Source organism: Cupriavidus sp. 96C5-1 (genome assembly GCF_057798855.1).
Genome location: NZ_JBYOJU010000019.1, coordinates 42,599 through 65,642 on the forward strand (window position 1 = coordinate 42,599; position 23,044 = coordinate 65,642).

A 23,044-nucleotide genomic window follows, 5' to 3' on the forward strand; every position below is an offset into this window, starting at 1 on the left:
CGGGCCGTCCCGCTCTGAGGAGAAATCGGATGAAACTGATCATCGCCGTCATCAAGCCGTTCAAGCTCGACGAGGTGCGCGAAGCGCTCTCGGACGTGGGCGTGTCCGGCATCACCGTGACCGAAGTCAAGGGTTTCGGCCGCCAGAAGGGCCACACCGAGCTGTACCGGGGCGCGGAATACATCGTGGATTTCCTGCCCAAGGTGAAGATCGAGGTGGCGGTTCCGGACGATGTGGTCGAACGGGCCATCGAGGCAATCGAGAAATCGGCGCGTACCGGCAAGATCGGCGACGGCAAGATCTTTGTCGCCCCCATCGAGCAGGTCATCCGCATTCGCACCGGCGAGACCGGCGGCGATGCGCTGTGACGCATAGCCCAACGACAAGAGGTTAATCACAATGAAATCCTGGTTCAAGCGCATCCTGACAACCGGCGCCGTGGCGCTGGCCCTGGGCACGGCCGGCATCGGCCTGTCCACCCACGCCGTGGCGCAGGACAAGCCCGCGGCCGAGGCCTCGGCACCGGCCGCATCCGCCGCCGCACCCGCTCCCGCGCCCGCCGCCGCCGCTCCTGCGGCAGCAGCGCCGGCGGCGCCAGCCGCAGCACCCGCCGCCGCGCCTGCACCCGTGCCCAACAAGGGCGATACCGCCTGGCTGCTGATTTCCACGGCCTTCGTGATTCTGATGACGCTGCCGGGCCTGGCACTGTTCTACGGCGGCCTGGTCCGTTCGAAGAACATGCTGTCGGTGCTGATGCAGTGCCTGGTGATCTTCTCGCTGGTGTCGCTGCTGTGGGCCATCTACGGCTACAGCTTCGCCTTCACCGAGGGTAATGCCTTCTTCGGCGGCACCGACCGGCTCTTCATGAAGGGGCTCACCGTTGACGCGGTGGCCGCCACCTTCAGCAAGGGCGTGGTGGTACCGGAACTGGCCTATTTCGCTTTCCAGTGCGCCTTCGCGGCGATCACCTGCGGCCTGATCATCGGCGCCTTCGCCGAGCGCGCCAAGTTCTCGGCGGTGCTGGTCTTCGTGGTGATCTGGTTCACCTTCTCGTATATCCCGATGGCCCATATGGTCTGGTTCTGGCCTGGTCCTGACCTGTACACCGATGCCGCAGCGGGCGCGGCGGCCACGGCCAAGGGCGGCTGGCTGTTCCAGAAGGGAGCGCTCGACTTCGCCGGCGGCACGGTGGTGCACATCAACGCCGCCGTGGCTGGCCTGGTGGGTGCCTTCATGTTCGGCAAGCGCATCGGCTTCGGCCGCGAGGCACTGCGTCCGCACAGCCTGACCTTCACCATGGTTGGCGCCTCGCTGCTGTGGTTCGGCTGGTTCGGCTTCAACGCCGGCTCGGCGCTGGAAGCCAACGGTTCGGCCGCGCTGGCCTTCGTCAACACCCTGCTGGCAACCTGCGCCGCGGTGCTGGCCTGGACTTTCGGCGAGTGGATCAGCAAGGGCAAGCCCTCGATGCTGGGCGGTGCTTCGGGGGCGGTGGCCGGCCTGGTGGCCATCACCCCGGCTGCCGGCTTCGTCGGCCCGATGGGCTCGATCGTGATCGGCATCGCCGCTGGCCTGCTGTGCCTGTGGGGCGTGACCGGCCTGAAGAAGCTGCTGGGCATGGACGACTCGCTCGACGTGTTCGGCGTGCACGGCGTCGGCGGCATCCTGGGGGCGCTGCTGACCGGCGTGTTTGCCGCGCCGAGCCTGGGCGGCACGGGTGTCTATGACTACGTGGCCAACAAGGTTGCGGACGACTATTCGATCGTCGGCCAGGTGTGGATCCAGCTGCAAGGCGTGCTCACTACCATTGTGTGGTCGGGTCTGGTCGCCTTCGTGGCCTACAAGCTGGTGGATATGCTGATCGGCCTGCGGGTGCCGGAAGAAGAAGAACGCGAGGGCCTGGACATCACCTCGCACGGCGAGACCGCATATGAGGCCTGATCGTAAAGGTGTTGTGCTGGAGAGCTGATTGGGAATCTTCTCTCAGGAGTTTCGCCCGGCCTTGTGCCGGGCTTTTTTCACTCCGGTGTCCGCATCGTGACGGCATCGGGAGCGATCCCGGCGTCATCGGCCCCGATCGGGGCATCAGCCGCGGGCAGAAGCCGGCCGTGGCCGGCTTTTTCGCTAACTGCTTAAATCCGATCTTAAAAAGCTTCAATTGTCTTTGGCGGGTGGCGCACATACAGTGCCAGTGAGGCAGTTTCCTCCACCTGCAGAACGCTCCCCGTATCTGTCAGGCCATTTGAAAGCGCGGCTCCGGTCGCGCTTTTTTTTTGCGCCCGGCGCCATCAGAGGCCACCGGCGCCGGCGCTGGGCCACCCGGGCTTTGCCGCGGATCCGTGCGCGCGAGGCCCTCTTTTATTCCCGGCGGGCACCCCCATATCCATCTCCCTTATCCCTTATGCCGGCGCTCGCATATGCTTATTCAGGCAGCGCCTGCAGCCAATTGGCCGTTCCTCTACAATCTGGGCGAACGATAAAGACGATCAATAGGATGTATATGGTCCCGCATCTCATCACCGCGCTGAACGGTCCGCTGCTCGAGCTGGAAAAAAAGATCCTGGATGCGACGCCGTCCATCGAGCGCTGGTTCAGGCTGGAATGGCAGGAACATACGCCACCGTTCTACTGTTCGGTCGATCTGCGCAATGCCGGCTTCAAGCTGGCCCCGGTCGATACCAACCTGTTCCCCGGGGGCTTCAACAACCTGGCGCCCGAAATGCTGCCGCTGGCGGTACAGGCTGCCATGGCGGCCATCGAGAAGATCTGCCCGGACGCCAAGAACCTGCTGCTGATCCCGGAACGCCACACCCGCAATATGTTCTACCTGCAGAACGTGGCGCGGCTGTCGCTGATCATGCGCCAGGCCGGTCTCAATGTCCGCCTGGGCTCGCTGTCCGAAGACATTACCGAGCCCACGCCGATCGAGCTGCCCGACGGCCAGACGCTGGTGGTGGAGCCGCTGGCCCGCCTCGGCGTGCGTGGCCGCCGCCTGGGGCTGAAGGACTTCGATCCCTGCTCGATTCTGCTCAACAACGATCTTTCCGCCGGCATTCCGCCGATCCTGGAAAACATCAATGAGCAGTATCTGCTGCCGCCGCTGCACGCGGGCTGGTCGACGCGGCGCAAGTCCAGCCATTTCGCGGCCTACGATGAAGTGGCCAAGAAGTTCGCCAAGCTGATCGACGTCGATCCGTGGATGGTCAACCCGTACTTCGCCAAGTGCTCCGGCATCGATTTCCACGAGCGCGTGGGCGAGGAGGCGCTGGCTGACTCGGTCGAGGCCGTGCTCAAGAAGATCGCCAAGAAGTACCGCGAATACGGCATCAAGGAAACCCCCTATGTGGTGGTCAAGGCCGATGCCGGCACCTACGGCATGGGCATCATGACCGTGCGTGATCCGGCCGAAGTCAAGGGCCTGAACCGCAAGGAACGCAACAAGATGAGCGTCGTCAAGGAAGGCCTCGAGGTCAACGACGTCATCATCCAGGAGGGCGTGCACACCTTCGAGAAGGTCAACGAGGCGGTGGCCGAGCCGGTGGTGTACATGATCGACCGCTATGTGGTCGGCGGCTTCTACCGCGTCCACACCGGCCGCGGCAATGACGAGAACCTGAACGCGCCGGGCATGCATTTCGTGCCGCTGGCGTTTGCGCCCAACGGCATCCCCGACAGCCATGCCAAGCCTGGCGCGGCGGTGCCGAATCGCTTCTATATGTATGGCGTGGTGGCGCGGCTGGCCTTGCTGGCGGCGTCGCTGGAACTCGAGAAGACCGACCCCAATCCGATTCTCTGAGGCGGCGCTGCCCGTGCGGCAGCGCCTTGACGTGCCGCGCGGTCCGCGCGGCAACCCTGCTACCGGGACGAGCCACCATGCGCATTCTGTTTATCACCGACCCGCTGCACACCTTCAAGACCTACAAGGACTCGACCTACGCCATGATGGTCGAGGCGGTCGAGCGCGGGCACGAGCTGTTCCATTGCCTGCAGTCGCAACTGTCGCTGTCGGCGCATCAGGTCGAGGCGGTCGTGCATCCGCTGGAACTGACCGGCGACCCGCACGACTGGTACCGCACCGGCGGACCCAGCCTGCAGCCGCTGAGCGGCTTCGATGCCGTGCTGATGCGCAAGGATCCGCCCTTCGACATGGAATACGTGACCAGTACCTGGCTGCTGGAGCTGGCCGAGTCGCAGGGCGCCAACGTGTTCAACAAGCCGCAGGCGATCCGGGACCACTCCGAGAAGCTGGCCATTGCCCAGTATCCTGAATTCATCACGCCGACCCTGGTCACGCGGGACGCCGAGCGCATCCGCGCTTTCCATGCCGAGCACCGCGACGTCATTCTCAAGCCGCTCGACGGCATGGGCGGGATGGGCATCTTCCGCGTCGGCGCCGATGGCCTGAATCTCGGCGCCATTATCGAGACACTGGGCGAGGACGGCGCGCGCACGCTGATGGTGCAGCGCTATATCCCCGCCATCAAGGACGGCGACAAACGCATCCTGCTGATCGGCGGCGTGCCCGTGCCGTACTCGCTGGCGCGCATCCCCAAGGATGGCGAAGTGCGCGGCAACCTGGCCGCGGGCGGCACCGGGCGGGCCCAGGCGCTGTCGGCGCGCGATCGCGAGATTGCCGAGTCGCTGGCGCCGGGCTTGTGGGAGCGCGGCTTGCTGCTGGTCGGGCTGGACGTGATCGGCGACTACCTGACCGAGGTAAATGTGACGAGTCCGACCTGTTTCCAGGAAATCACGCAGCAGACCGGTTTCCAGGTCGCCGCCATGTTCATCGACGCGCTGGAGCACGCGGTGCAGGCCCGTGCTGCCTGATCCGCTGGCGCCGCGCCAAGCCGGGGCGCGGCACTGAATCACCGGCCGGTGTGCCTGCTACAATCGCGTCAATCCAACGGATTCACCACCATGGCAGGCATTCTGATCATCGCGCACGCCCCGCTGGCTTCGGCATTGCGCGATTGCGCCGCCCACGTCTACTGCGGCCAGCCTCAGCGGCTCGAGGCTATCGACGTCACACCCGACGCCGAACCCGCGGCAGTGCTGGCCGAAGCCCGGCGCCGCGTTGCCGAACTCGGCGAAGACAACGGCGTGCTGGTGTTGACCGATATCTTTGGCGCCACTCCGGCCAATATCGCCGCGCGGCTGGCCGAGCCTGGCCGCGTCAAGGTGCTTGCCGGGGTCAACCTTCCCATGCTGGTGCGTGCCATTTGCTACCGCGCCGAGAAACTCGACCAGCTCGCCCTCAAGGCGCTGGCGGGCGGCTCGCAGGGTGTGCTGCAGGTAGGCTCCACCACCGTCCAGAACCAGATTGCAAATCATCCCGACAAATATGCTGCAGAGGGAAACCAACATAATCAATAAGCTCGGGCTGCATGCCCGGGCTTCCGCCAAGCTGACGCAACTGGCGGGCAACTTCGTCAGTCAGGTCAAGATGTCGCGCAATGGTCGGCAGGTCGACGCCAAGAGCATCATGGGCGTGATGATGCTGGCCGCCGGCATCGGCTCCACCGTGACCATCGAGACCGATGGGCCCGATGAGCAGGAGGCGATGGATGCCTTGCTGGCGCTGATCGCCAATCGCTTCGGCGAAGGAGAATAGGACGGCGGTTCGGGATGGCGACGGCGGCACCAGGTGCCGCAGGGCGCCTGGCCGGGGCTGTACGCTTTATCCTGAATCGACCGCCAAGGTTGCTGGCCCAGGCCAGACTTTTTAAACGTTCCTGACGGAGCGGCACATGCCATTTGCCCTGCACGGCATCCCGGTCTCGCGCGGCGTCGCCATCGGGCGCGCGCATCTGCTGGCGCCTGCCGCGCTCGATGTCTCCCATTATCTGGTCGACGAAGATCGGCTCGATGCCGAGGTGGAGCGCCTGCGCTCGGCACGCTCGGCGGTCAAGGCCGAACTGGTCGCGCTCAAGCGGGACCTGCCGCGCGAGGCGCCGGAAGAGATGGGTGCCTTCCTCGACGTGCATGCCATGATCCTCGACGACGAGGCGCTGGCGCGCGAGCCCGAGGCGCTGATCCGCACCCGGCGCTACAACGCCGAATGGGCGCTGACCACACGGCTCGAAGAGCTGATGCGGCAGTTCGACGAAATCGAAGACGAATACCTGCGCGAGCGCAAGGCGGATATCCGCCAGGTGGTCGAGCGCATTCTCAAGGTGCTGGCCGGCGCGGCCATGCTGGCCCCGGCGCCGGCGCCCCCTTCGGTGCTGGCCCCGGACGGCGAGCCGGCGCCAGGCGTGATCGTGGTCGCCCACGATATCTCGCCTGCCGACATGCTGCAGTTCCGCCATACCGTGTTCCACGGCTTTGTCACCGACCTTGGCGGGCGCACCTCCCATACCGCCATCGTGGCCCGCAGTCTCGACATCCCCGCAGCGGTGGGCGTGCAGAGCGCCAGCGAATTGATCCGCCAGGACGACTGGGTCATCATCGATGGCGACGCCGGCCTGGTGATCGTCGATCCGTCCGCCATCATCCTCGAGGAATACCGCCACCGGCAGAGCGAGCGCGCCCTCGAGAAGAAGCGCCTGCAGCGGCTGCGCCATACGCCGGCGGTCACGCTGGACGGGCTGGAGATCGACCTGCTGGCCAATATCGAGATGGCCGAGGACGCCACCGCGGCGTTGTCAGCCGGTGCCGTGGGCGTGGGGCTGTTCCGTTCGGAATTCCTGTTCATGAACCGGCGCGGCGAGCTGCCCGACGAAGAAGAGCAGTTCGAGGCCTATCGTGGCGCGGTGGATGCCATGCACGGGCTGCCCGTTACCATCCGCACCATCGATATCGGCGCCGACAAGCCGCTCGATGGCCGCGACGGGCGCGATGGCCGTGGCGACGACTTCGAGACTGCGCTCAACCCGGCCCTGGGCCTGCGTGCGATCCGCTGGTCCCTGTCCGAGCCGGCCATGTTCCTGACGCAGTTGCGGGCGCTGCTGCGGGCCTCCGCCTTCGGCCCGGTGCGGCTGCTGATTCCGATGCTGGCCCATGCCCGCGAGATCGACCAGACCCTGGACCTGATCGCGCAGGCCAAGCACCAGCTCGACGCGCGTGGCCAGGCCTTCGACCCGAATATCAAGGTCGGCGCCATGATCGAGATCCCGGCCGCCGTGCTGATGCTGCCGCTGTTCCTGCGGCGCATGGATTTCCTCTCGATCGGCACCAACGACCTGATCCAGTACACGCTGGCGATCGATCGCGCCGACAATGCCGTGGCGCACCTCTACGACCCCCTGCATCCGGCGGTGCTGCAGCTGATCGCGCGCACCATCCGCGAGGCCAATCGCGCCAGCGTGCCGGTGGCGGTGTGCGGCGAAATGGCCGGGGACCCCGCCATGACCCGGCTGCTGCTCGGCATGGGGCTGCGCGAGTTCTCGATGCATCCGTCGCAGCTGCTGCGGGTCAAGCAGGAGATCCTGCATGCCGATTGCGAACGGCTGGAGCGCCTGGTGGACCAGGTCCTGAGCGCCTATGAGCCCGAGGAACTGGCCAGCGCGCTCAAGCAGCTCTGACAACCCTGATCGCTGCAAGGTTTTTCGAAAATCCAACACTGCGAGGGCGCGTTTTCCATCACTTTCCTTGCCGGGTGTGACGTAGTCTTTATGCGTTTCGCCGGGCATAAGTGCTGCATCCTTGATATGTTCCCTTTGTGGCTTAATGGGAATTGTTATCATTTTCGATCTCTGATATTCTGACGTACATCGCGGGTGACATGCCGGTGTCACCCCTCTCCCAAGGAGGGATTTGTGTACGTTTGCATCTGCAATCAGGTAACCGACCGAGAAATCCATGGCGCTGCGCATCTTGGCGTGGCCACGCTCGACGAGCTGGCTGAAACGCTGGGCGTGGGCACCTGCTGTGGCCGCTGCCGCGAATGCGCCCAGCAGGTGCTTTGCGAAGGCGTGGCGGCGGTGCGCAACGTAAAAGTCGCCACCATCCAGGTCGTGGACATTTCCTCCTGTTCCTCGTCCGGGCCACGTGCCATAATGGACACTCGGGACCCGGCAGTCGCGAACGACCAGCGCACCGAGCTGGTTGCTTGAACTCGCCCGCAACTATCAGGTTGCGGCGCGTATTCGCATTTTCCGACTGCATGCGGCGTGTCTTGCGCCGCTTCGCGTTTTTGCGGGGGCCCGATGCAACAGGAGCCTCCAATGAAAGGTGACAAGAAGGTCATCCAGCATCTGAACGCACAGCTGAAGAACGAGCTGACCGCGATCAACCAGTATTTCCTGCACGCCCGCATGTATCGCCACTGGGGCCTGAAAAAGCTCGGCGACGTGGAGTACAAGGAGTCCATCGGCGAGATGAAGCACGCCGATCGCCTGATCGAGCGTATCCTGATGCTTGACGGACTGCCGAACCTGCAGGACCTCAACAAGCTGCTGCTGGGCGAAGACACCCCGGAAATGCTCAAGTGCGATCTCAAGCTCGAGCAGGGCGCGCATGCCACCGTCAAGGAAGGCATTGCCTACTGCGAATCGGTCGGCGACTACGTCAGCCGCGAGATCCTGGTCGATATCCTGACCGACACCGAAGAACATATCGAATACCTGGAAACGCAGCTCGACCTGATCGACAAGGTTGGCCTGCCGAACTATCTGCAATCGCAGATGGAGCCGGGCGAGCAATAAGCCGCCCCGCGTTTCATCCCGTCGGCCGCCAGCTCGCACGAGCGCAGTGGCCGCGCCCGCGCGGCGCCTCCCGGTGCTGCCGCCGCCCGCGTTCAGGCAGTAACCCTTATCATTCAGATTCCCATTCGAGCGTTGTTCCGGCATGGATGCAGCCGGCCCGCCCGCCCGCGCGTTGCCGGGGTGCGTGCGCAGCGGCAGATTCCGCAGCCGCATTCCACACAGAGAAGGAGACATCTTCATGGGACCGTCCGTTCGCCTGACGCAGTACAGCCACGGTGCCGGCTGCGGGTGCAAGATATCCCCGCAGGTACTCGATGTGATCCTCGCCGGCAGCGGCGACCAGCACCTGGATCCGCGCCTGTGGGTCGGCAACGCCTCGCGCGACGACGCGGCGGTGTATGCGCTGGACGGGCTGGAGAGCGGCCGCGGCGTGGTTTCCACCACCGACTTCTTCATGCCCATCGTCGACGACCCCTTCGACTTCGGGCGCATCGCCGCCACCAATGCCATCAGCGACATCTACGCAATGGGTGGCGACCCGCTGCTGGCCATCGCCATCCTCGGCTGGCCGGTCAAGCTGTTGCCGCCCGAAGTGGCGCGCGAGGTCGTGGCCGGCGGACGGCGCGCTTGCGAGGATGCCGGCATCCCGCTCGCCGGCGGCCACTCCATCGATGCGCCTGAGCCCATCTTCGGGCTCGCGGTGACGGGCGTGGTCGAACGAGCCCACCTGAAGCGCAACGACACTGCTACCGCTGGCTGCCGTCTCTACCTGACCAAGCCGCTGGGCATCGGCATACTGACTACGGCCGAGAAGCAGGGCCGGCTGCGCCCCGAGGACATCAACCTGGCGCGCGACTGGATGTGCGTGCTCAACCGGCCCGGCAGCCGCTTCGGCAAACTGCCGGGCGTGCGCGCCATGACGGATGTGACCGGTTTCGGGCTGCTCGGGCACCTGGTCGAGATGGCCGATGGCAGCCGCCTGACCGCTTGCCTCGATCACGCCGCGGTACCGCTGTTGCCGGAAGTGCTGCGCTATGTCGAAGCCGGCTGCGTGCCGGGCGGTACCCAGCGCAACTTCGATAGCTACGGCGCCCGGATCGGTTCGCAGGGCGGCCCGCTGAGCGAGGTGCAGCGCGCCGTGCTGTGCGATCCGCAGACCAGCGGCGGCCTGCTGGTGGCGGTCGAGCCCGCCGGCGAGGCCGAATTCCATTCCGCTTGCGCCGAATTCGGCCTGGCGCTGGCACCCATTGGCCAACTCGTGCCGCAGGGCAGCCATGCGGTCGAACTGACCTGATGCCAATGCGCGAGGATACGGCGGACTTCCGCCAGCTCTTTCTCTCCGGCGCGCCGTTGCTGGACGCGCGCGCGCCGGCGGAATTCGCCCGTGGGGCCTTTCCGGGTGCGGTCAACCTGCCGCTGATGGACGATGACGAGCGGCATCAGGTGGGGTTGTGCTATCAGGAGCAGGGGCAGCCCGCCGCGATCGCGCTGGGGCACCGCCTGGTGTCGGGCGAACTGCGCGCCGCACGGGTGGCTGCCTGGGCCAGCTTCGCGCGGGCCCATCCCGATGGCTACCTGTACTGCTTTCGCGGCGGGTTGCGCTCGCAGATCGTGCAGCAGTGGCTGCGTGACGATGCCGGCGTCGCCTACCCGCGTGTGACGGGCGGCTACAAGGCGATGCGCAGTTTCCTGATCGAGACCCTCGATGCAGCCGCGGCGGAGTGCAATCTGCTGGTGCTCGGGGGGCTCACGGGAAGCGGCAAGACCGAACTCATCACCGAACTGATCGCCGGGCCGGGCGCTGCCGTCGACCTGGAAGGCCACGCGCGCCATCGTGGTTCGAGCTTTGGCAAGCGGGCGGTGGCGCAGCCTGCGCAGATCGACTTCGAGAACGGCATGGCGATCGACCTGCTGCGCCGCCGCGCGGCGGGCCATCCGGCCCTGGCGGTGGAGGATGAGGGCCGCTACATTGGCGGGCGCAACCTGCCGCGCCCCTTCTATCTCGCCATGCAGGCAGCGCCGCTGGTCTGGCTGGAGGAGCCCTTCGAGGCGCGCGTGAACCGCGTGCTGGAAGACTATGTGCTCGGCCTGTCGGGCGAGTTCATGGCGGCGCTCGGCGAGCAGGCGGGATTCGCCGCTTACGCGGGGCGCCTGCGCGAGGCCATGGCGGCGATTGCCGCGCGTCTCGGCGGCGAGCGCTACGCGCGCCTCGCGGATCTGCTGGAACAGGCGCTGGCGCGCCAGGCGGAGAGCGGCGATACCGGCCTGCACCAGGGATGGATCGCCGTGCTGCTGAGCCAGTACTACGATCCGATGTATGCCTACCAGCGCGAACAGCGCGAGGCCAGGATCGTGTTCCGCGGCGGGCGTGCCGCCGTGCTGGACTACCTGCGCGAGCGCACGCGCGCCTGAACAGGGCGGCACGCATGCGGCGGGCCGGCGGCCGCTGCCGTCGTGGCCCGATGACGCTCAGCGAGCCGGCCGGCCGTCATTGACGTCATGGCCGCCACCGCACACCTCGCAATCCGGCACGCGGCCCAGGCGCATGGTGGTCCATTCCATGCCGAGCGCGTCGACCATCAGCAGGCGGCCGGCCAGGCTGTTGCCGACGCCCATCAGCAGCTTGAGGGCCTCCGCCGCCTGCACCGTGCCGACCATCCCCACCAGCGGCGCGAACACGCCCATGGTGGCGCAGGCGACTTCCTGCGCCGGCTGGGAGGGCGGGAACAGGCAGGCATAGCAGGGCGCGCCCGGCTGGCGGCGGTCGAATACGCTGATCTGCCCGTCGAAACGCAGTGCCGCGCCGGACACCAGCGGCACACTGTGCGCCACGCAGGCCCGATTGACGGCCTGGCGCGTATCGAAGTTGTCGCAGCAATCGAGCACCACATCGGCATCGGCCACCAGTCGAGCAAGCTCGCTGGCGCCGACGCGCGCCTGCACCAGGCGCACTTCGATGCCCGGGTTGATGCGCAGCATGCCTTCGCGCGCCGACTCCACCTTGGGCCGTCCGATATTCGCGGTGGTGTGGATTACCTGCCGCTGCAGGTTGGTCAGGTCGACGACATCGTCGTCGACCACGGTGACGGTGCCGACGCCGGCGGAGGCCAGATAGGGCAGGGCGGCAGCGCCCAGCCCGCCCGCGCCGATCACCAGCGCATGGCTGGCGAGCAGCCGGCTCTGTCCCTCGATGCCGAGTTCGTCGAGCAGGATGTGCCGCGAGTAGCGCAGCAGTTGATCGTCGTTCATGGCGTGCAATGCAAGAGCGGCCCCGCAGGGCCGCTCTTGTCCGTCAGGTCTTCAGGGAGCCTTGCCGGTCGGCGTGCCCAGCGGCGTCCCCAGCGGGGCGCTCGCCGGCGCGGCGCCTGCCGGCGGCTTGCCGGGTGCGGCGGCGGGCTTGGCCGGGCTGGTGCTCTTGACAGCCTTGGCGGGCTTGTCGGACGACGCCAGTGCCTCGAGCTTCGACTTGGAGCGCTTGACCGGCTGGCCTTCGAGCTGCGCGACAGCCTGCTGCAGCATGAAGTCCTCGGCCGAGCCGAATTCGATCGGCTTCTTCTTGCGCTCCTTTTCGCGTTCTTCCGGCGTCTTCTTGGCGTTTTCCTCTTCGAGCCGGCGCAGCTCCTCGACGCGGCGCTGCTCGCGCTCGTTCATCTCGGGCTCTTCCGATTCCTGCTTGTTGTGCAGGTGGCGCTCGGTATCGATCTCGCGGGTGATCAGCGCATCGTCAGGATCGCCTTCCGGGTTCTGGTCGACCGGGATGTCCGGGCGGATGCCCTTGGCCTGGATCGACTTGCCCGTCGGCGTGTAGTAGTACGCGATGGTCAGCTTGATGCCGGTGTCGTTGGTGAGCGGGCGCACGGTCTGCACCGAGCCCTTGCCGAAGGTGGTCTTGCCCATGATCAGCGCGCGCTTGTGGTCCTGCAGCGCGCCGGCCACGATTTCGGAGGCCGACGCCGAGTACGCGTTGGTCAGCACCACCATCGGGATCTTCTTGTACAGCGCAGGCAGCCCCTTGAGCGGATCGTCCTCGAGCGACGACAGCCGATAGTTGTTGAACGTGGTCTTGTAGACGCGCTTGGCATCCGGCACCTGGCCGTTGGTCGAGACCACGGTCACGTCGTCGGGCAGGAAGGCCGCCGCCACGCCGACCGCGCCTTGCAGCACGCCGCCGCCGTTGTTGCGCAGGTCCAGGATCACGCCCTTCAGGTTCGGGTTCTTCTGCGCCAGTTCGTCAAGCTTCTTGCCGAGGTCGGCGACCGTGCGTTCCTGGAAGCTGGTCAGGCGCACCCAGGCGAGCTTGTCGTTGTCGATCAGCTTGGCCTTGACCGACTGCACGCGGATTTCGGCGCGGGTGATGGACACCGGGAAAGTGCGCTCATCGCTCTTGCGGTAGATGGTCAGCGTGACCTTGGTGCCGGGTTCGCCGCGCATGCGCTTGACCGCCTGTTCCAGCGGCAGGCCGCGCACGGGCTTGTCGTCGATCCGGGTAATCAGGTCGCCGGGCTGGATGCCGGCGCGGAAGGCGGGGGTGTCTTCGATCGGGTTGATGACCTTGACCAGCCCTTCTTCCTGGGAGATCTCGATCCCCAGGCCGGCGAAGCGGCCGCGCGTGCCTTCCTGCAGTTCCTTGAAATCCTTCTCGTCCAGGTAGGCCGAGTGCGGATCGAGGCTGGCGACCATGCCCTTGATGGCTTCGGTCAGCAGCTTCTTGTCGTCCACCGGCTCGACATATTCGCGCTTGATCTGGCCGAAGATGTCGGCCATCAAGCGCAACTGCTCCAATGGCAGGGGCCCCGATGAATTCTGCGCGGTGGCCGAGATCTGCAGCGTGGCCAGCACGCCGGCAACGAGTCCGGCAGAAACAAGACTGATGTTCTTGAGCGTCTTACGCATGAGGGCTGCCTGAACGTGTGAGGATTATGCTGTGTCGGAACCGGCCTGGCGCATCACGCCAGCCGGCTTTGTCCGACAGTATAAGAGGGAGTGGCAAAAAAGGCCTGGGCCACTGCATGAGGTAGCCGGAGCGGCGCCAGGGGAGGCGCCCGCCCGGCCTTGGCCTCAGCGTGCCTTGCCCTGGTTCGCCACGGCGGCCAGGGAGGCGGCGATCGCTTCCTGGTCGCCCAGGTAGTAATGACGCAGCGGGCGCAGGTCGGCGTCCAGCTCGTACACGAGCGGGGTGCCATTGGGGATATTGATGCCAACGATATCGTCATCCGAGACCTGGTCCAGGTATTTCACCAGCGCGCGAATGCTGTTGCCATGGGCTGCGATCACCACGCGCTTCCCCGATTTGATGTCGGGCGCAATGGATTCGTTCCATAGCGGCAATACGCGGGCGACCGTGTCCTTCAGGCATTCGGTCAGCGGAATCTGCTCGCGCGGCACTTGGGCGTAGCGCGGATCCTCGTAAGCGGCGCGCGGATCGTCCACTTCCAGCGCCGGCGGCGGGGTGTCGTAGCTGCGGCGCCATACCAGCACCTGCTCGTCGCCGAACTTGGCGGCGGTCTCGGCCTTGTTCAGGCCGGACAGCGCACCGTAGTGGCGTTCGTTCAGGCGCCATTCGTTGCGCACCGGAATCCACATCAGGTCCATTTCGTCCTGCACGTGCCACAGCGTGCGGATAGCACGCTTGAGCACCGAGGTATAGGCTACGTCGAAGCCCATTCCGGCTTCGCGCAGCAGCTTGCCGCCCAGCTTGGCCTGGGCTACACCGGTATCGGTGAGGTCGACGTCGACCCAGCCGGTGAAGCGGTTTTCGAGATTCCACGTGGATTCGCCGTGGCGGATGAGAACGAGTTTGTACATGCTGCTTCCAAAGCGTGAGAAACCTGTGTGCGCCCTGCCACATACCGCCACTCGTGTGTCAACTAGGAGACAATGGCGGGTCGCAGGCGCGAAACCGTCTATTTTATAATGCCGCCGACTCAACCCACCGGAATGCCAACGTGAATTTCTTCGCCGACTACAACAACCTTGCCTTGATCGCCCTCGCCATCGTGTCGGGCGGCCTGCTGGCCTGGCCCGCCATCTCGCGCGGAACCTCCGGCAAGACCGTCAACCCGGCCGCCGCGACCCAGCTGATCAACAAGCGCAATGCGGTGGTCGTGGATATCCGGGACGCCACCGAGTTTGCCAAGGGCCACCTGCCGCAAGCCAAGAGTGCGCCGCTTTCCGATCTGGCCGCGCGTGCCTCCGGCCTTGCAAAGGACAAGTCCGTCCCCATCATCGTCGTGTGCCAGACCGGCCAGCGTTCGGGCAAGGGCCAAGCGGCCCTGAAAGAAGCCGGTTACAGTGAGATCTATTCGCTCGAAGGCGGCCTGGCCGCCTGGCAGCAGGCAGGTCTGCCCGTAGTCAAGTAAGCAGGCGGGCGGCGCCCGTCCGGGGTGCCGGGGGCAGGTCCCCCGGCGGCCTTGCCCTGCCGGTGCCCGAGCTACGTCCAGAGTCCCGTTTTCAAGGAGAACCGCATGGCCCGCGTTGTGATGTACAGCACGGTAGTTTGCCCGTATTGCCAGATGGCCGAGCGCCTGCTGAAGGCCAAGGGCGTCGCGACGATCGAAAAGATCCTGATCGACCGCGAGCCTGGCAAGCGCGAGGAAATGATGACCCGCACCGGGCGCCGCACCGTGCCGCAGATCTACATCGACGAGACCCATGTGGGTGGTTTCGACGACCTCTCGGCGCTCGATCGCCAGGGTGGCCTGGTGCCGCTGCTGGGAGCCTGATACGTCGCCAGTCCGGCCGCGGGTGAATTCGCCACCCGCGTCATGTACCATATGCGTTTTCCAACCGGGTGCCGACCCGGCCCGTCAGCCGGGGCGTGCCCGCGCAGACCGGTCCGTATGCCCGGCGTCCAATGCCCTTTTTCCGGAAGCCTTTCATGAGCGACCAGCAGAACAATCAACAGGAAGACCAGCCGTTCTTCAATATCCAGCGCGTGTACCTGAAGGACATGTCGCTCGAACAGCCGAATTCGCCCGGCATCTTCCTTGAGAGCGAAGCGCCGGCTGTCGAAGTGCAGGTGAACGTGGGTGCCTCGCAGTTGCAGGAAGGCATCTTCGAGGTGGTGGTGACCGGTACCGTGACCACCAAGGTGCAGGACAAGGTGGCTTTCCTGGTAGAAGCCCACCAGGCTGGCATCTTCGATATCCGCAACGTGCCGGTGGAGCAGCTCGATCCGCTGCTGGGCATCGCCTGCCCGACCATCCTGTATCCGTACCTGCGCGGCAATATCGCCGACGTGATCACGCGTGCCGGCTTCCAGGCCATCCACCTGTCGGAAATCAACTTCCAGGCGCTGTACGAGCAACGCCTGCAGGCTGCGATGGAAGAAGCCGAGGCGGCACAGGGCGGCAGCAGCGGCATCGTGATGCCCGACGGCAGCCAGGCCCGCCACTGATCCTGGCGCGGCATGTCGCAAAGACGGGGCCTCGGCCCCGTTTTGTGTTTCCGGCCAGCGTAGTCTTGCCGTATGTGGCCTGCGGGCTTAACCAGCGAGGCAAACCGCCATGAAGATCACTTTTTTCGGTGCAGGTGCCTGGGGCACCGCGCTTGCCAGCCATGCCGCAGCGGCCCACGATGTGGTGCTGTGGGGGCGTGACGCCGCCCAACTGGCAGATATTGGCGCCGATCGCGTCAACGCAGCCTACCTGCCCGGCGTCACATTGTCGGGACGGCTCGCGGTCGAGCCCGGCTTCGAGCGTGCCGCGGCGCATGCGGACGTCGAAGGCGGCCTTGTGATCATCGCCACGCCAGTCTCGGGCCTGCGCGAAATGACCCGCAGGCTGGCGGCAAGCCAGACTGCGGGATTGCGCATGCTCTGGCTGTGCAAGGGCTTCGAGGCTGGCACCAATGCCTTGCCGCACCAGATGGTCAGGGACGAGCTGGATGCCGCCGGCCGTCTCGCCGACACCAGCTATGGCGTGCTGACCGGCCCCAGCTTCGCCCGCGAGGTGGCGCTCGGGCTGCCGTGCGCGCTGACCGTGGCGGGCACTTCGCCCGCGCTTTCCGAGCTGGCGCAACATGCTTTCCACCACCACGCCATGCGCATCTACGGCAGCGACGACCTGGTCGGTGCCGAGGTGGGCGGCGCGGTCAAGAACGTGCTGGCGATCGCCACCGGCGCCAGCGATGGCCTGGGCCTCGGCCTGAATGCGCGCGCCGCGCTGGTGACGCGCGGCCTGGCCGAGATGACCCGGCTCGGGCTGGCGCTGGGCGGGCGGGTCGAGACCTTCATGGGCCTGGCGGGCATGGGCGACCTGATCCTGACCGCCACCGGCGATCTTTCGCGCAATCGCAAGGTTGGTCAGCAACTGGCCGGCGGCATGACGCTGGCGCAGATCCTGGCGGAGCTGGGCCATGTTGCCGAAGGCGTGCGCTGCGCGCAGGCGGTGGCGGCACTGGCCGCGACCAAGGGCGTCGACATGCCGATCACGCGTGCGGTCTGCGCGGTGCTGTTCGAGGGGCTGCCCGCCGCCGACGCGGTAGCGCAATTGCTGCAGCGTGACGCACGCGATGAGTGAGTACGTGCCGATGCGGCTGGCTTTGCGCCGCCTCCATGCGTATTCATTCCGTAGCGGCCTGTGGCAATTTGCCGCAGGCCGTATGTTCTCCGATACGCGCGATCTTTCCTGATCCCATCTTGATGATTCCGAAGGCGAGGCGCTTGCGCGCCAGCCTTCGTCCCCCACCATGTCCCAAGACTCACTGGCGGCCCGCCGCCGCGCCCTGATCACTCTTGCCGCCTGTGTTCTGCCCGGTACGGCGCTGGCAGGCCCCGCATCGGACCGGTCCTGGCCCACGCGGCCGATCCGCATGGTGGTGCCGTTCCCGGCAGGGTCTTCGCCCGACCTGATCGCACGCCTGCTGACGGAAAAGCTGGCCGTGGCCCTGGGGCAGCCGGTGGTGGTGGAAAACCGCCCGGGCGCGGGCGGCAACATCGGCACCGGCGTGGTGGCAAGGGCGGCCCCCGACGGCTATACCCTTGTGCTCACCATCAACGGTCCGCTGGTGACCGCGCCGACGCTGTCGCGCCATCTCGGCTACGATCCCGTGCGCCAGCTCGCGCCCGTGTCGCTGGTGGCGACCTCGCCCAATGTGCTGGTGGTGGATGCCCGCCTGCCGGTGCACAACGTGCGCGAGTTTGTGGCGCTGGCCAAGTCCCGCCCGGGCGAGCTGAACTACGGTTCGGTCGGCAACGGCAGCGCTGCCCACCTCGCCATGGAGCAGCTCAAGGCGGCCGCCGGGATCGACCTGCAGCACGTTCCCTACCCGGGCTTCGCGCAGATCACCACCGCCATGGTCGGCGGCCAGGTACAGGCCGGTTTCATGGTGCCGGCGATCGCCATGCCGCTGGTGACCGCCGGCAAGCTGCGCATCATTGCCGTCACCACCAGCGGGCGCACCAGCCTGCTGCCCGCCGTCCCGACCGTGGCCGAGTCCGGCTACCCCGGTTTCGAGGCGATCTCCTGGCAGGCCGTGCTGGCGCCGGCGGGCACGTCCGCGCCGGTGATCGACAGGCTCTATCGCGAATTGGTGGCCATCATCGGCAGCGAGGACGTGCGGGCCAGGATGCGGGCGCAGTATTTCGTGCCGGCGGGCACGGCGCCGGCGTCGTTGCGGCAGACCATGGCCAGTGAGAAGTTGCGGTGGGATAAGGTGATCCGGGTGGCGGGGGTGCAGGCGGAGTAGGTTGGGTTTGGCGTGGGGCTTGACTGCTTGAAGTCAAAGGCAGTTTCACCTCCCCCGCGGGGAGCCGAACCTTCACGGCTCGCTTCGCATCGCGTGACCGGTGGTCCGCTTCGCGGGCCACGGATTTGCTTCAGGCTATTTCAGGCGCCGCCGGCGAAGCCGTTCTGGCGCCAGGCTTCGAATACCACCACGGCCACCGTATTGGAGAGGTTCAGGCTGCGGTTGTCCGGCCGCATCGGCAGCCGGATGCGTTGCGCGGCGGGAAACCATTCGCGCCGTTCCGGCGCCAGTCCGCGTGTTTCCGATCCGAACACGAACCAGTCTCCGGGCTGGAAGGCGACCTGGCCGAAGGGCGTCGAGCCGTGTGTGGTCAGGGCGAACATGCGCGTGGGGTCCGGTTGTTCGCTTGCCATCAGCGCGTCCCAGTTCTCGTGCACGCGCATGCTCGCGTATTCGTGATAGTCCAGGCCGGCACGGCGCATGCGCGCATCCTCGAGCGGGAAGCCGAGGGGCTTGACCAGGTGCAGGCGTGCCCCGGTGTTGGCGCAGAGACGGATCACATTGCCCGTGTTGGGAGGGATCTCGGGTTCGACAAGGACGACATTGAACATGGGGTAGGGGCGGGCCGGAGGCGCCGCAACCGTGAAACGCTGCGCAGCTTACCCTGCCGGGGGCGGGCTGTCACGCCAGGGTGGGGGAGGTGGCCCGCGTGCGCGTCACATCATCCGGCGGCGCTGCCTATGGCGTGCGCAGCGCGACAAACAGTGTCACGCGTGCCGCGCCTTGGGCTTTCAGGACCCGCGCCGCTTCGCCCAGCGTGGCGCCGCTGGTCATCACGTCGTCCACCAGGCCAATGTGCCGGCCCGCGACATCGCTGCCCCGCCCAAGGCCGAAGGCGCCTTGCAGGTTGGCCTGCCGCTCGGCCAGGTCCAGCGTGGTCTGGGCGGGTGTGTCGCGCAGGCGCGCCAGCAACGTTGGCGCGGCGCGCACGCCGAGACGGCGTGCCAGCGGCCGCGCAATCTCCCAGGACTGGTTGAAGCCGCGTGCCGCCAGCCGCTGCGGCGACAGCGGGACTGGCGCCAGCATATCGGGCAGCGCCCGGCCGGCTTCCCAGCGGCGCGCCAGTTCGTTCGCGAGCCAGTCTGCCAGCGGCAGCACGCCACCGAACTTCAGGGCCAGCGCCAGGCCGTCCTGGGGGCTGGCGTAGTCGCCCAGCGCCACGGTGGCGTCGAAGGACGGCGGCTCATAGCGGCAGTGGTTGCAGAGGCCGGCATCGCCCGGCCCGGCAAGACGCCGGACGGCACCGCCGATGGGACGGGCGCAGCAATGGCAACGCGGCAGCGGTGTCAGCAGCGCATCCGCGCAGCCATTGCATACGGTCTCGTCCTGCACGGTACCGCACAGCGCGCAGCTCGCTGGCAGCAGCATGCGCAGCAGGCGGCCCGCGTGCCGGCGCAACATGCTTTCGCCCGGGTGCGCCGCGCGGCGCGCTCCCGGCGCGTGCGTGGCATGCGGCGCCGGCGTGGCCCGCCGGCCCGTGCCTGGAGCGCCGGCGGCAGGCGTGGCGGGGCGCGCGTATACTTGCGGTCCGGCCGCGGCGTTTGCTGGTGCGCGCGCCCTCTCCCGGCCGGACGCTTCCGTCCGGCCGTCGTCTCCATCCTCTTGCTGCCTGGTTTGCCCGTGTCCCTGCATGACGCCGACTCCCCTGATGCTTATTTGCCGCCTGCGCGGCTGACCCGCCTGGCTTTCGACCGGCGCAGCGCCGGATTCGGCCAGCTTGATTTCCTGTTGGGCGAGATCGGCCAGCGCATGCAGGAGCGCATGCAGATGATCCGCCTGGCGCCGGCGCGTGCCCTCGACATCGGCTGCGGCCATGGCCGCGGCCTGGCGGCGCTGCGCGCCCAATACCCGGACGCGCAGATCGCCGGCCTGGACATCTCCGCGGCCATGCTGCGCGAGGCGGCCCAGCGCGATCCCCAGCGCCGCCCCGGCCAGGCCGGATGGCTCGGCCGCCTGCTCGGCAAGCGCCCGACCTTCGACCTGGTGCAGGGCGATCTTGCCACATTACCCTTCGCTCCGGCCAGCTTCGACCTGCTGTGGTCCAATCTCGCCCTGCACTGGCACCCCGAGCCACACAGGGTATTCCCCGAGTGGCACCGCGTCACCCGCGACGAAGGCCTGGTCCTGTTTTCCCTGTTCGGGCCGGATACGCTGGCGGAACTGCGCGCCGCCTTTGCCGAAGTCGACGGCGACGTCCATTCGCTGCGTTTTGTCGATATGCACGACATCGGCGACATGCTGGTGCACAGCGGCTGGTCCACGCCCGTGATGGACATGGAAACCCTGACCGTCACCTACGAATCGCCGCGCACGCTGCTGCGCGAAGTACAGGCCTTCGGCGGGCTGCGCGTGCCGGCCGGGGCGGGCCAGGGCCTGCGCGGCCGCAAATGGCTGGAGGCGGTGCTGGCGGCGCTCGAGCGCCGCCGCGGCGCGGACGGGCTGATTCCGCTGACCTTCGAGATCGTTTATGGCCACGCCTGGAAGCTGGCGCCGCGCGGCAGGCAGGCGGTCGACGAACTCGGGCATGCCGTGGTGCCGCTCGAAAAAATAGGCCGCGCCCGGCAGCGGCGGTAACGTTGCCGGCATGCGCGCAGTGGCCGCGCGCACCTTCCTGATGCACAAAAACTTCCCGCGCGCTAGCCCCCTGGTCAAGTAGCGGCCTTGTCCGAGTAGACGAAGCGCCCTATAATGCGCCAGTTTGTCGCAGTAGTCCCCTGGCAGAATTTGCCCCGGAATCGCACGCTCATGGTGCAGCCTGGGCGCAGTCATCCCGGGCGGGCATCCGAAGCAGAGCGGTTGGCGATGCAAGACTTGGGTATCGCATTCCAGACGGCGCAGGACAAATCCGACGGCGGTGCCGGAGGATCTGGCGCGCCGGGTAAAGACTGGCTGATGAAGCGGAATTGCTCGCTGTCTCCACGCCAGGTCGGCTGGTTTTACCTATCCATCGTCGTTGTCTCGCTTGCCATCGCCTCGTTTTTCGCGTGGCGAGGGTCATGGCTCGTGCTGCCCTTTGCCGGGCTGGATGTGCTGGGCCTGGGCATTGCCCTGCTGGTCTATGCGCGGCACGCGACAGATTACGAACGTGTCAGCCTGGCCGATGGCATGTTGGTGGTTGAATCGGTCAGCGCGGGGCAGCTTACGCGGCATGAATTCAATCCGCTGTGGGTGCGGGTTGAACTGGGTGAATCATTACGGGCGCTGGTGTTGCTGCGCTCGGGTAAGTGCGCTGTACAGGTGGGGTGTTTCGTTGACCCGTACAAGCGGCGAAAGTTCGCGCAGGAACTCGTATCGGCTTTGCGTTGCCTCTGAGGAGGCGGTTTGAAGCCCGACGAGTGACAGATTTGAATCTGTAAATTGGGTAGATAACAAAATGAAAATGTGGAAGAAGGCATCCGCAGCATGTCTGGTGGGCTTGTCCCTGCTCACCGGTCAGGCAGCCTTGGCAGTGGAGGACATGCCAGGCGGCCCCGCAGTGCGTCAGCTCAATCTGACCGAGCCGGTCACCAAGATTGCCGAGCAGATTCACTGGCTGAACTGGATGATGCTGATCATCTGTACGGTGATCTTCATCGGCGTTTTCGCGGTGATGTTCTATTCCGTGTTTACGCACCGCAAGTCCAAGGGCGCCAAGTCCGCCTCCTTCCACGAAAGCATCACCGTCGAGGTGATCTGGACCATCATCCCCTTCCTAATCGTGATCGGCATGGCCCTGCCTGCCACCAAGACGGTCGTGGCGATGAAGGACACCACCAACGCCGACCTCACCATCAAGGCCACTGGCTACCAGTGGAAGTGGGGCTACGACTACCTGAAGGGTGACGGCGAAGGCATCTCCTTCGTGTCGACCCTGACCACCCCGCGCGACCAGATCAACAACGAGGCGCCCAAGTCGAACACCTACCTGATGGAGGTGGACAACGAGATGGTGGTGCCCGTGAACAAGAAGGTCCGCGTGGTGCTGACGGCCAACGACGTCATCCATGCCTGGATGATCCCGGCCTTCGGCGTCAAGCAGGATGCGATTCCCGGCTTTGTGCGCGATACCTGGTTCAAGGCCGAGAAGGTCGGCGTGTATCGCGGCCAGTGCGCCGAGCTGTGCGGCAAGGAGCATGCCTTCATGCCCATCGTCGTGCGCGTGGTGTCCGACGCCGACTACGCCAAGTGGGTCGACGGCAAGAAAAAGGAACTCGCGGCCAAGGCCGACGACCCCAACAAGACCTGGACCCTGGACGAGCTCAAGGCCCGTGGCGAGAAGGTCTATACGGCCAATTGCGCGGTCTGCCACCAGCCGAACGGCAAGGGCGGCGGTGCCTTCCCGGCGCTGGACGGCTCCAAGATCGTCAATGGTCCGGACGCCGGCCAGATGCATATCCTGCTCGAGGGCAAGGGTGCCATGCCGGTGTGGAAGCATCTCTCCGATACCGAGCTCGCCGCTGTCATGACCTACACCCGCAACAGCTGGGGTAACAAGACCGGTGAAGTGATTCAACCGAGCGATTTCGTGAACGCCCGCGCCGGCAAGTTCCGGGAAGGCGGCGGCGCACCTGGCGCCTCCGGCGGCGATGCCGCGCCCAAGACGGAAGACAAGCCCGCTGAAAAGCAGGCAAGCGCCGCGGGTGACCGCGCGGCAGGCTGAACAGGATTTCAGGAGT

At 66.3% G+C, this 23,044-nt stretch carries 24 protein-coding genes; 19 read left to right on the forward strand and 5 right to left on the reverse strand.

From position 1 onward, the window contains the following. Nucleotides 1-29: 29 nt before the first annotated feature. The 11 genes from AC3FOF_RS20715 (at nucleotide 30) to mnmH (ending at nucleotide 11,054) form a co-directional block, all read left to right on the forward strand. Entirely contained in the window at nucleotides 30-368 is a 339-nt protein-coding gene (locus AC3FOF_RS20715; protein WP_017225134.1) for a P-II family nitrogen regulator, read from the forward strand. Between the two features lie 31 nt (nucleotides 369-399). Beyond that, nucleotides 400-1,938 (forward strand): ammonium transporter, encoded by a 1,539-nt coding sequence (locus AC3FOF_RS20720; RefSeq protein WP_276266628.1) that lies wholly within the window; start codon nucleotides 400-402, stop codon nucleotides 1,936-1,938. A 559-nt stretch (nucleotides 1,939-2,497) separates the two neighbouring features. Beyond that, nucleotides 2,498-3,793, forward strand: a complete 1,296-nt coding sequence (gene gshA / locus AC3FOF_RS20725) for a glutamate--cysteine ligase (protein WP_035818626.1) — start codon at nucleotides 2,498-2,500, stop codon at nucleotides 3,791-3,793. 77 nt (nucleotides 3,794-3,870) lie between these two features. Further along, on the forward strand, nucleotides 3,871-4,824 hold the full coding sequence (gshB, locus tag AC3FOF_RS20730; RefSeq protein WP_017231027.1) for a glutathione synthase: 954 nt from the start codon (nucleotides 3,871-3,873) through the stop codon (nucleotides 4,822-4,824). Nucleotides 4,825-4,914: 90 nt separating this feature from the next. Then, a complete protein-coding gene (locus AC3FOF_RS20735) occupies nucleotides 4,915-5,370 on the forward strand; it encodes a PTS sugar transporter subunit IIA (protein WP_017231028.1) in 456 nt (151 codons plus the stop codon). After that, nucleotides 5,339-5,608 (forward strand): HPr family phosphocarrier protein, encoded by a 270-nt coding sequence (locus AC3FOF_RS20740; RefSeq protein WP_035818624.1) that lies wholly within the window; start codon nucleotides 5,339-5,341, stop codon nucleotides 5,606-5,608. Before AC3FOF_RS20735 ends, AC3FOF_RS20740 begins: the two co-directional genes overlap by 32 nt. A 136-nt stretch (nucleotides 5,609-5,744) precedes the next feature. After that, a complete protein-coding gene (ptsP, locus tag AC3FOF_RS20745; protein WP_017231030.1) occupies nucleotides 5,745-7,520 on the forward strand; it encodes a phosphoenolpyruvate--protein phosphotransferase in 1,776 nt (591 codons plus the stop codon). Nucleotides 7,521-7,754: 234 nt separating this feature from the next. Beyond that, on the forward strand, nucleotides 7,755-8,051 hold the full coding sequence (locus tag AC3FOF_RS20750; protein ID WP_017231031.1) for a (2Fe-2S)-binding protein: 297 nt from the start codon (nucleotides 7,755-7,757) through the stop codon (nucleotides 8,049-8,051). Nucleotides 8,052-8,162: 111 nt separating this feature from the next. Beyond that, on the forward strand, nucleotides 8,163-8,642 hold the full coding sequence (bfr, locus tag AC3FOF_RS20755; protein ID WP_017231032.1) for a bacterioferritin: 480 nt from the start codon (nucleotides 8,163-8,165) through the stop codon (nucleotides 8,640-8,642). 238 nt (nucleotides 8,643-8,880) lie between these two features. Beyond that, nucleotides 8,881-9,936, forward strand: coding sequence for a selenide, water dikinase SelD (gene selD / locus AC3FOF_RS20760; protein WP_017231033.1), 1,056 nt, complete (start codon nucleotides 8,881-8,883; stop codon nucleotides 9,934-9,936). Between the two features lie 5 nt (nucleotides 9,937-9,941). Continuing rightward, nucleotides 9,942-11,054 (forward strand): tRNA 2-selenouridine(34) synthase MnmH, encoded by a 1,113-nt coding sequence (gene mnmH, locus AC3FOF_RS20765; protein WP_276269167.1) that lies wholly within the window; start codon nucleotides 9,942-9,944, stop codon nucleotides 11,052-11,054. A 57-nt stretch (nucleotides 11,055-11,111) separates the two neighbouring features. Here the strand turns inward: mnmH and AC3FOF_RS20770 are convergent, their stop codons facing one another. The 3 genes from AC3FOF_RS20770 to gpmA form a co-directional block, all read right to left on the reverse strand. Next, entirely contained in the window at nucleotides 11,112-11,891 is a 780-nt protein-coding gene (locus AC3FOF_RS20770; protein ID WP_276269163.1) for a HesA/MoeB/ThiF family protein, read from the reverse strand. A gap of 51 nt (nucleotides 11,892-11,942) precedes the next feature. Next, complete coding sequence (locus AC3FOF_RS20775) at nucleotides 11,943-13,535, reverse strand: S41 family peptidase (RefSeq protein ID WP_488727650.1); 1,593 nt, start codon at nucleotides 13,533-13,535, stop codon at nucleotides 11,943-11,945. A gap of 165 nt (nucleotides 13,536-13,700) precedes the next feature. Continuing rightward, the gene (gpmA, locus tag AC3FOF_RS20780) at nucleotides 13,701-14,447 is read right to left on the reverse strand and encodes a 2,3-diphosphoglycerate-dependent phosphoglycerate mutase (RefSeq protein ID WP_276269161.1); all 747 of its coding nucleotides are present in this window, start codon (nucleotides 14,445-14,447) and stop codon (nucleotides 13,701-13,703) included. 140 nt (nucleotides 14,448-14,587) lie between these two features. On the opposite strand from gpmA, the gene AC3FOF_RS20785 reads away from it, so the two are divergent. The 5 genes from AC3FOF_RS20785 (at nucleotide 14,588) to AC3FOF_RS20805 (ending at nucleotide 18,329) form a co-directional block, all read left to right on the forward strand. Then, nucleotides 14,588-15,001 carry a rhodanese-like domain-containing protein gene (locus AC3FOF_RS20785; RefSeq protein ID WP_017225824.1) on the forward strand — a complete coding sequence of 138 codons (414 nt, stop codon included), beginning with the start codon at nucleotides 14,588-14,590 and terminating at the stop codon, nucleotides 14,999-15,001. A 105-nt stretch (nucleotides 15,002-15,106) separates the two neighbouring features. Beyond that, entirely contained in the window at nucleotides 15,107-15,364 is a 258-nt protein-coding gene (grxC, locus tag AC3FOF_RS20790) for a glutaredoxin 3 (RefSeq protein WP_488727651.1), read from the forward strand. A 155-nt stretch (nucleotides 15,365-15,519) separates the two neighbouring features. After that, nucleotides 15,520-16,038, forward strand: coding sequence for a protein-export chaperone SecB (gene secB / locus AC3FOF_RS20795; protein ID WP_035809348.1), 519 nt, complete (start codon nucleotides 15,520-15,522; stop codon nucleotides 16,036-16,038). 109 nt (nucleotides 16,039-16,147) lie between these two features. After that, entirely contained in the window at nucleotides 16,148-17,161 is a 1,014-nt protein-coding gene (locus tag AC3FOF_RS20800; RefSeq protein WP_488727652.1) for an NAD(P)H-dependent glycerol-3-phosphate dehydrogenase, read from the forward strand. 169 nt (nucleotides 17,162-17,330) lie between these two features. After that, nucleotides 17,331-18,329, forward strand: coding sequence for a Bug family tripartite tricarboxylate transporter substrate binding protein (locus AC3FOF_RS20805; protein WP_488727653.1), 999 nt, complete (start codon nucleotides 17,331-17,333; stop codon nucleotides 18,327-18,329). 140 nt (nucleotides 18,330-18,469) lie between these two features. Here the strand turns inward: AC3FOF_RS20805 and trmL are convergent, their stop codons facing one another. Next, the gene (gene trmL / locus AC3FOF_RS20810) at nucleotides 18,470-18,940 is read right to left on the reverse strand and encodes a tRNA (uridine(34)/cytosine(34)/5-carboxymethylaminomethyluridine(34)-2'-O)-methyltransferase TrmL (RefSeq protein ID WP_276269165.1); all 471 of its coding nucleotides are present in this window, start codon (nucleotides 18,938-18,940) and stop codon (nucleotides 18,470-18,472) included. 127 nt (nucleotides 18,941-19,067) lie between these two features. Further along, nucleotides 19,068-19,790 (reverse strand): ComF family protein, encoded by a 723-nt coding sequence (locus tag AC3FOF_RS20815; protein ID WP_488727654.1) that lies wholly within the window; start codon nucleotides 19,788-19,790, stop codon nucleotides 19,068-19,070. A 219-nt stretch (nucleotides 19,791-20,009) separates the two neighbouring features. Here AC3FOF_RS20815 and AC3FOF_RS20820 point away from each other — a divergent pair, with 219 nt between their 5' ends. From AC3FOF_RS20820 to coxB, 3 genes are all read left to right on the forward strand, one after another. Then, nucleotides 20,010-20,963 (forward strand): methyltransferase domain-containing protein, encoded by a 954-nt coding sequence (locus tag AC3FOF_RS20820; protein WP_488727655.1) that lies wholly within the window; start codon nucleotides 20,010-20,012, stop codon nucleotides 20,961-20,963. 228 nt (nucleotides 20,964-21,191) lie between these two features. Next, nucleotides 21,192-21,701 (forward strand): DUF2244 domain-containing protein, encoded by a 510-nt coding sequence (locus AC3FOF_RS20825; protein ID WP_017228156.1) that lies wholly within the window; start codon nucleotides 21,192-21,194, stop codon nucleotides 21,699-21,701. Nucleotides 21,702-21,762: 61 nt separating this feature from the next. After that, on the forward strand, nucleotides 21,763-23,028 hold the full coding sequence (gene coxB, locus AC3FOF_RS20830) for a cytochrome c oxidase subunit II (protein WP_035813368.1): 1,266 nt from the start codon (nucleotides 21,763-21,765) through the stop codon (nucleotides 23,026-23,028). Nucleotides 23,029-23,044: the final 16 nt, after the last annotated feature.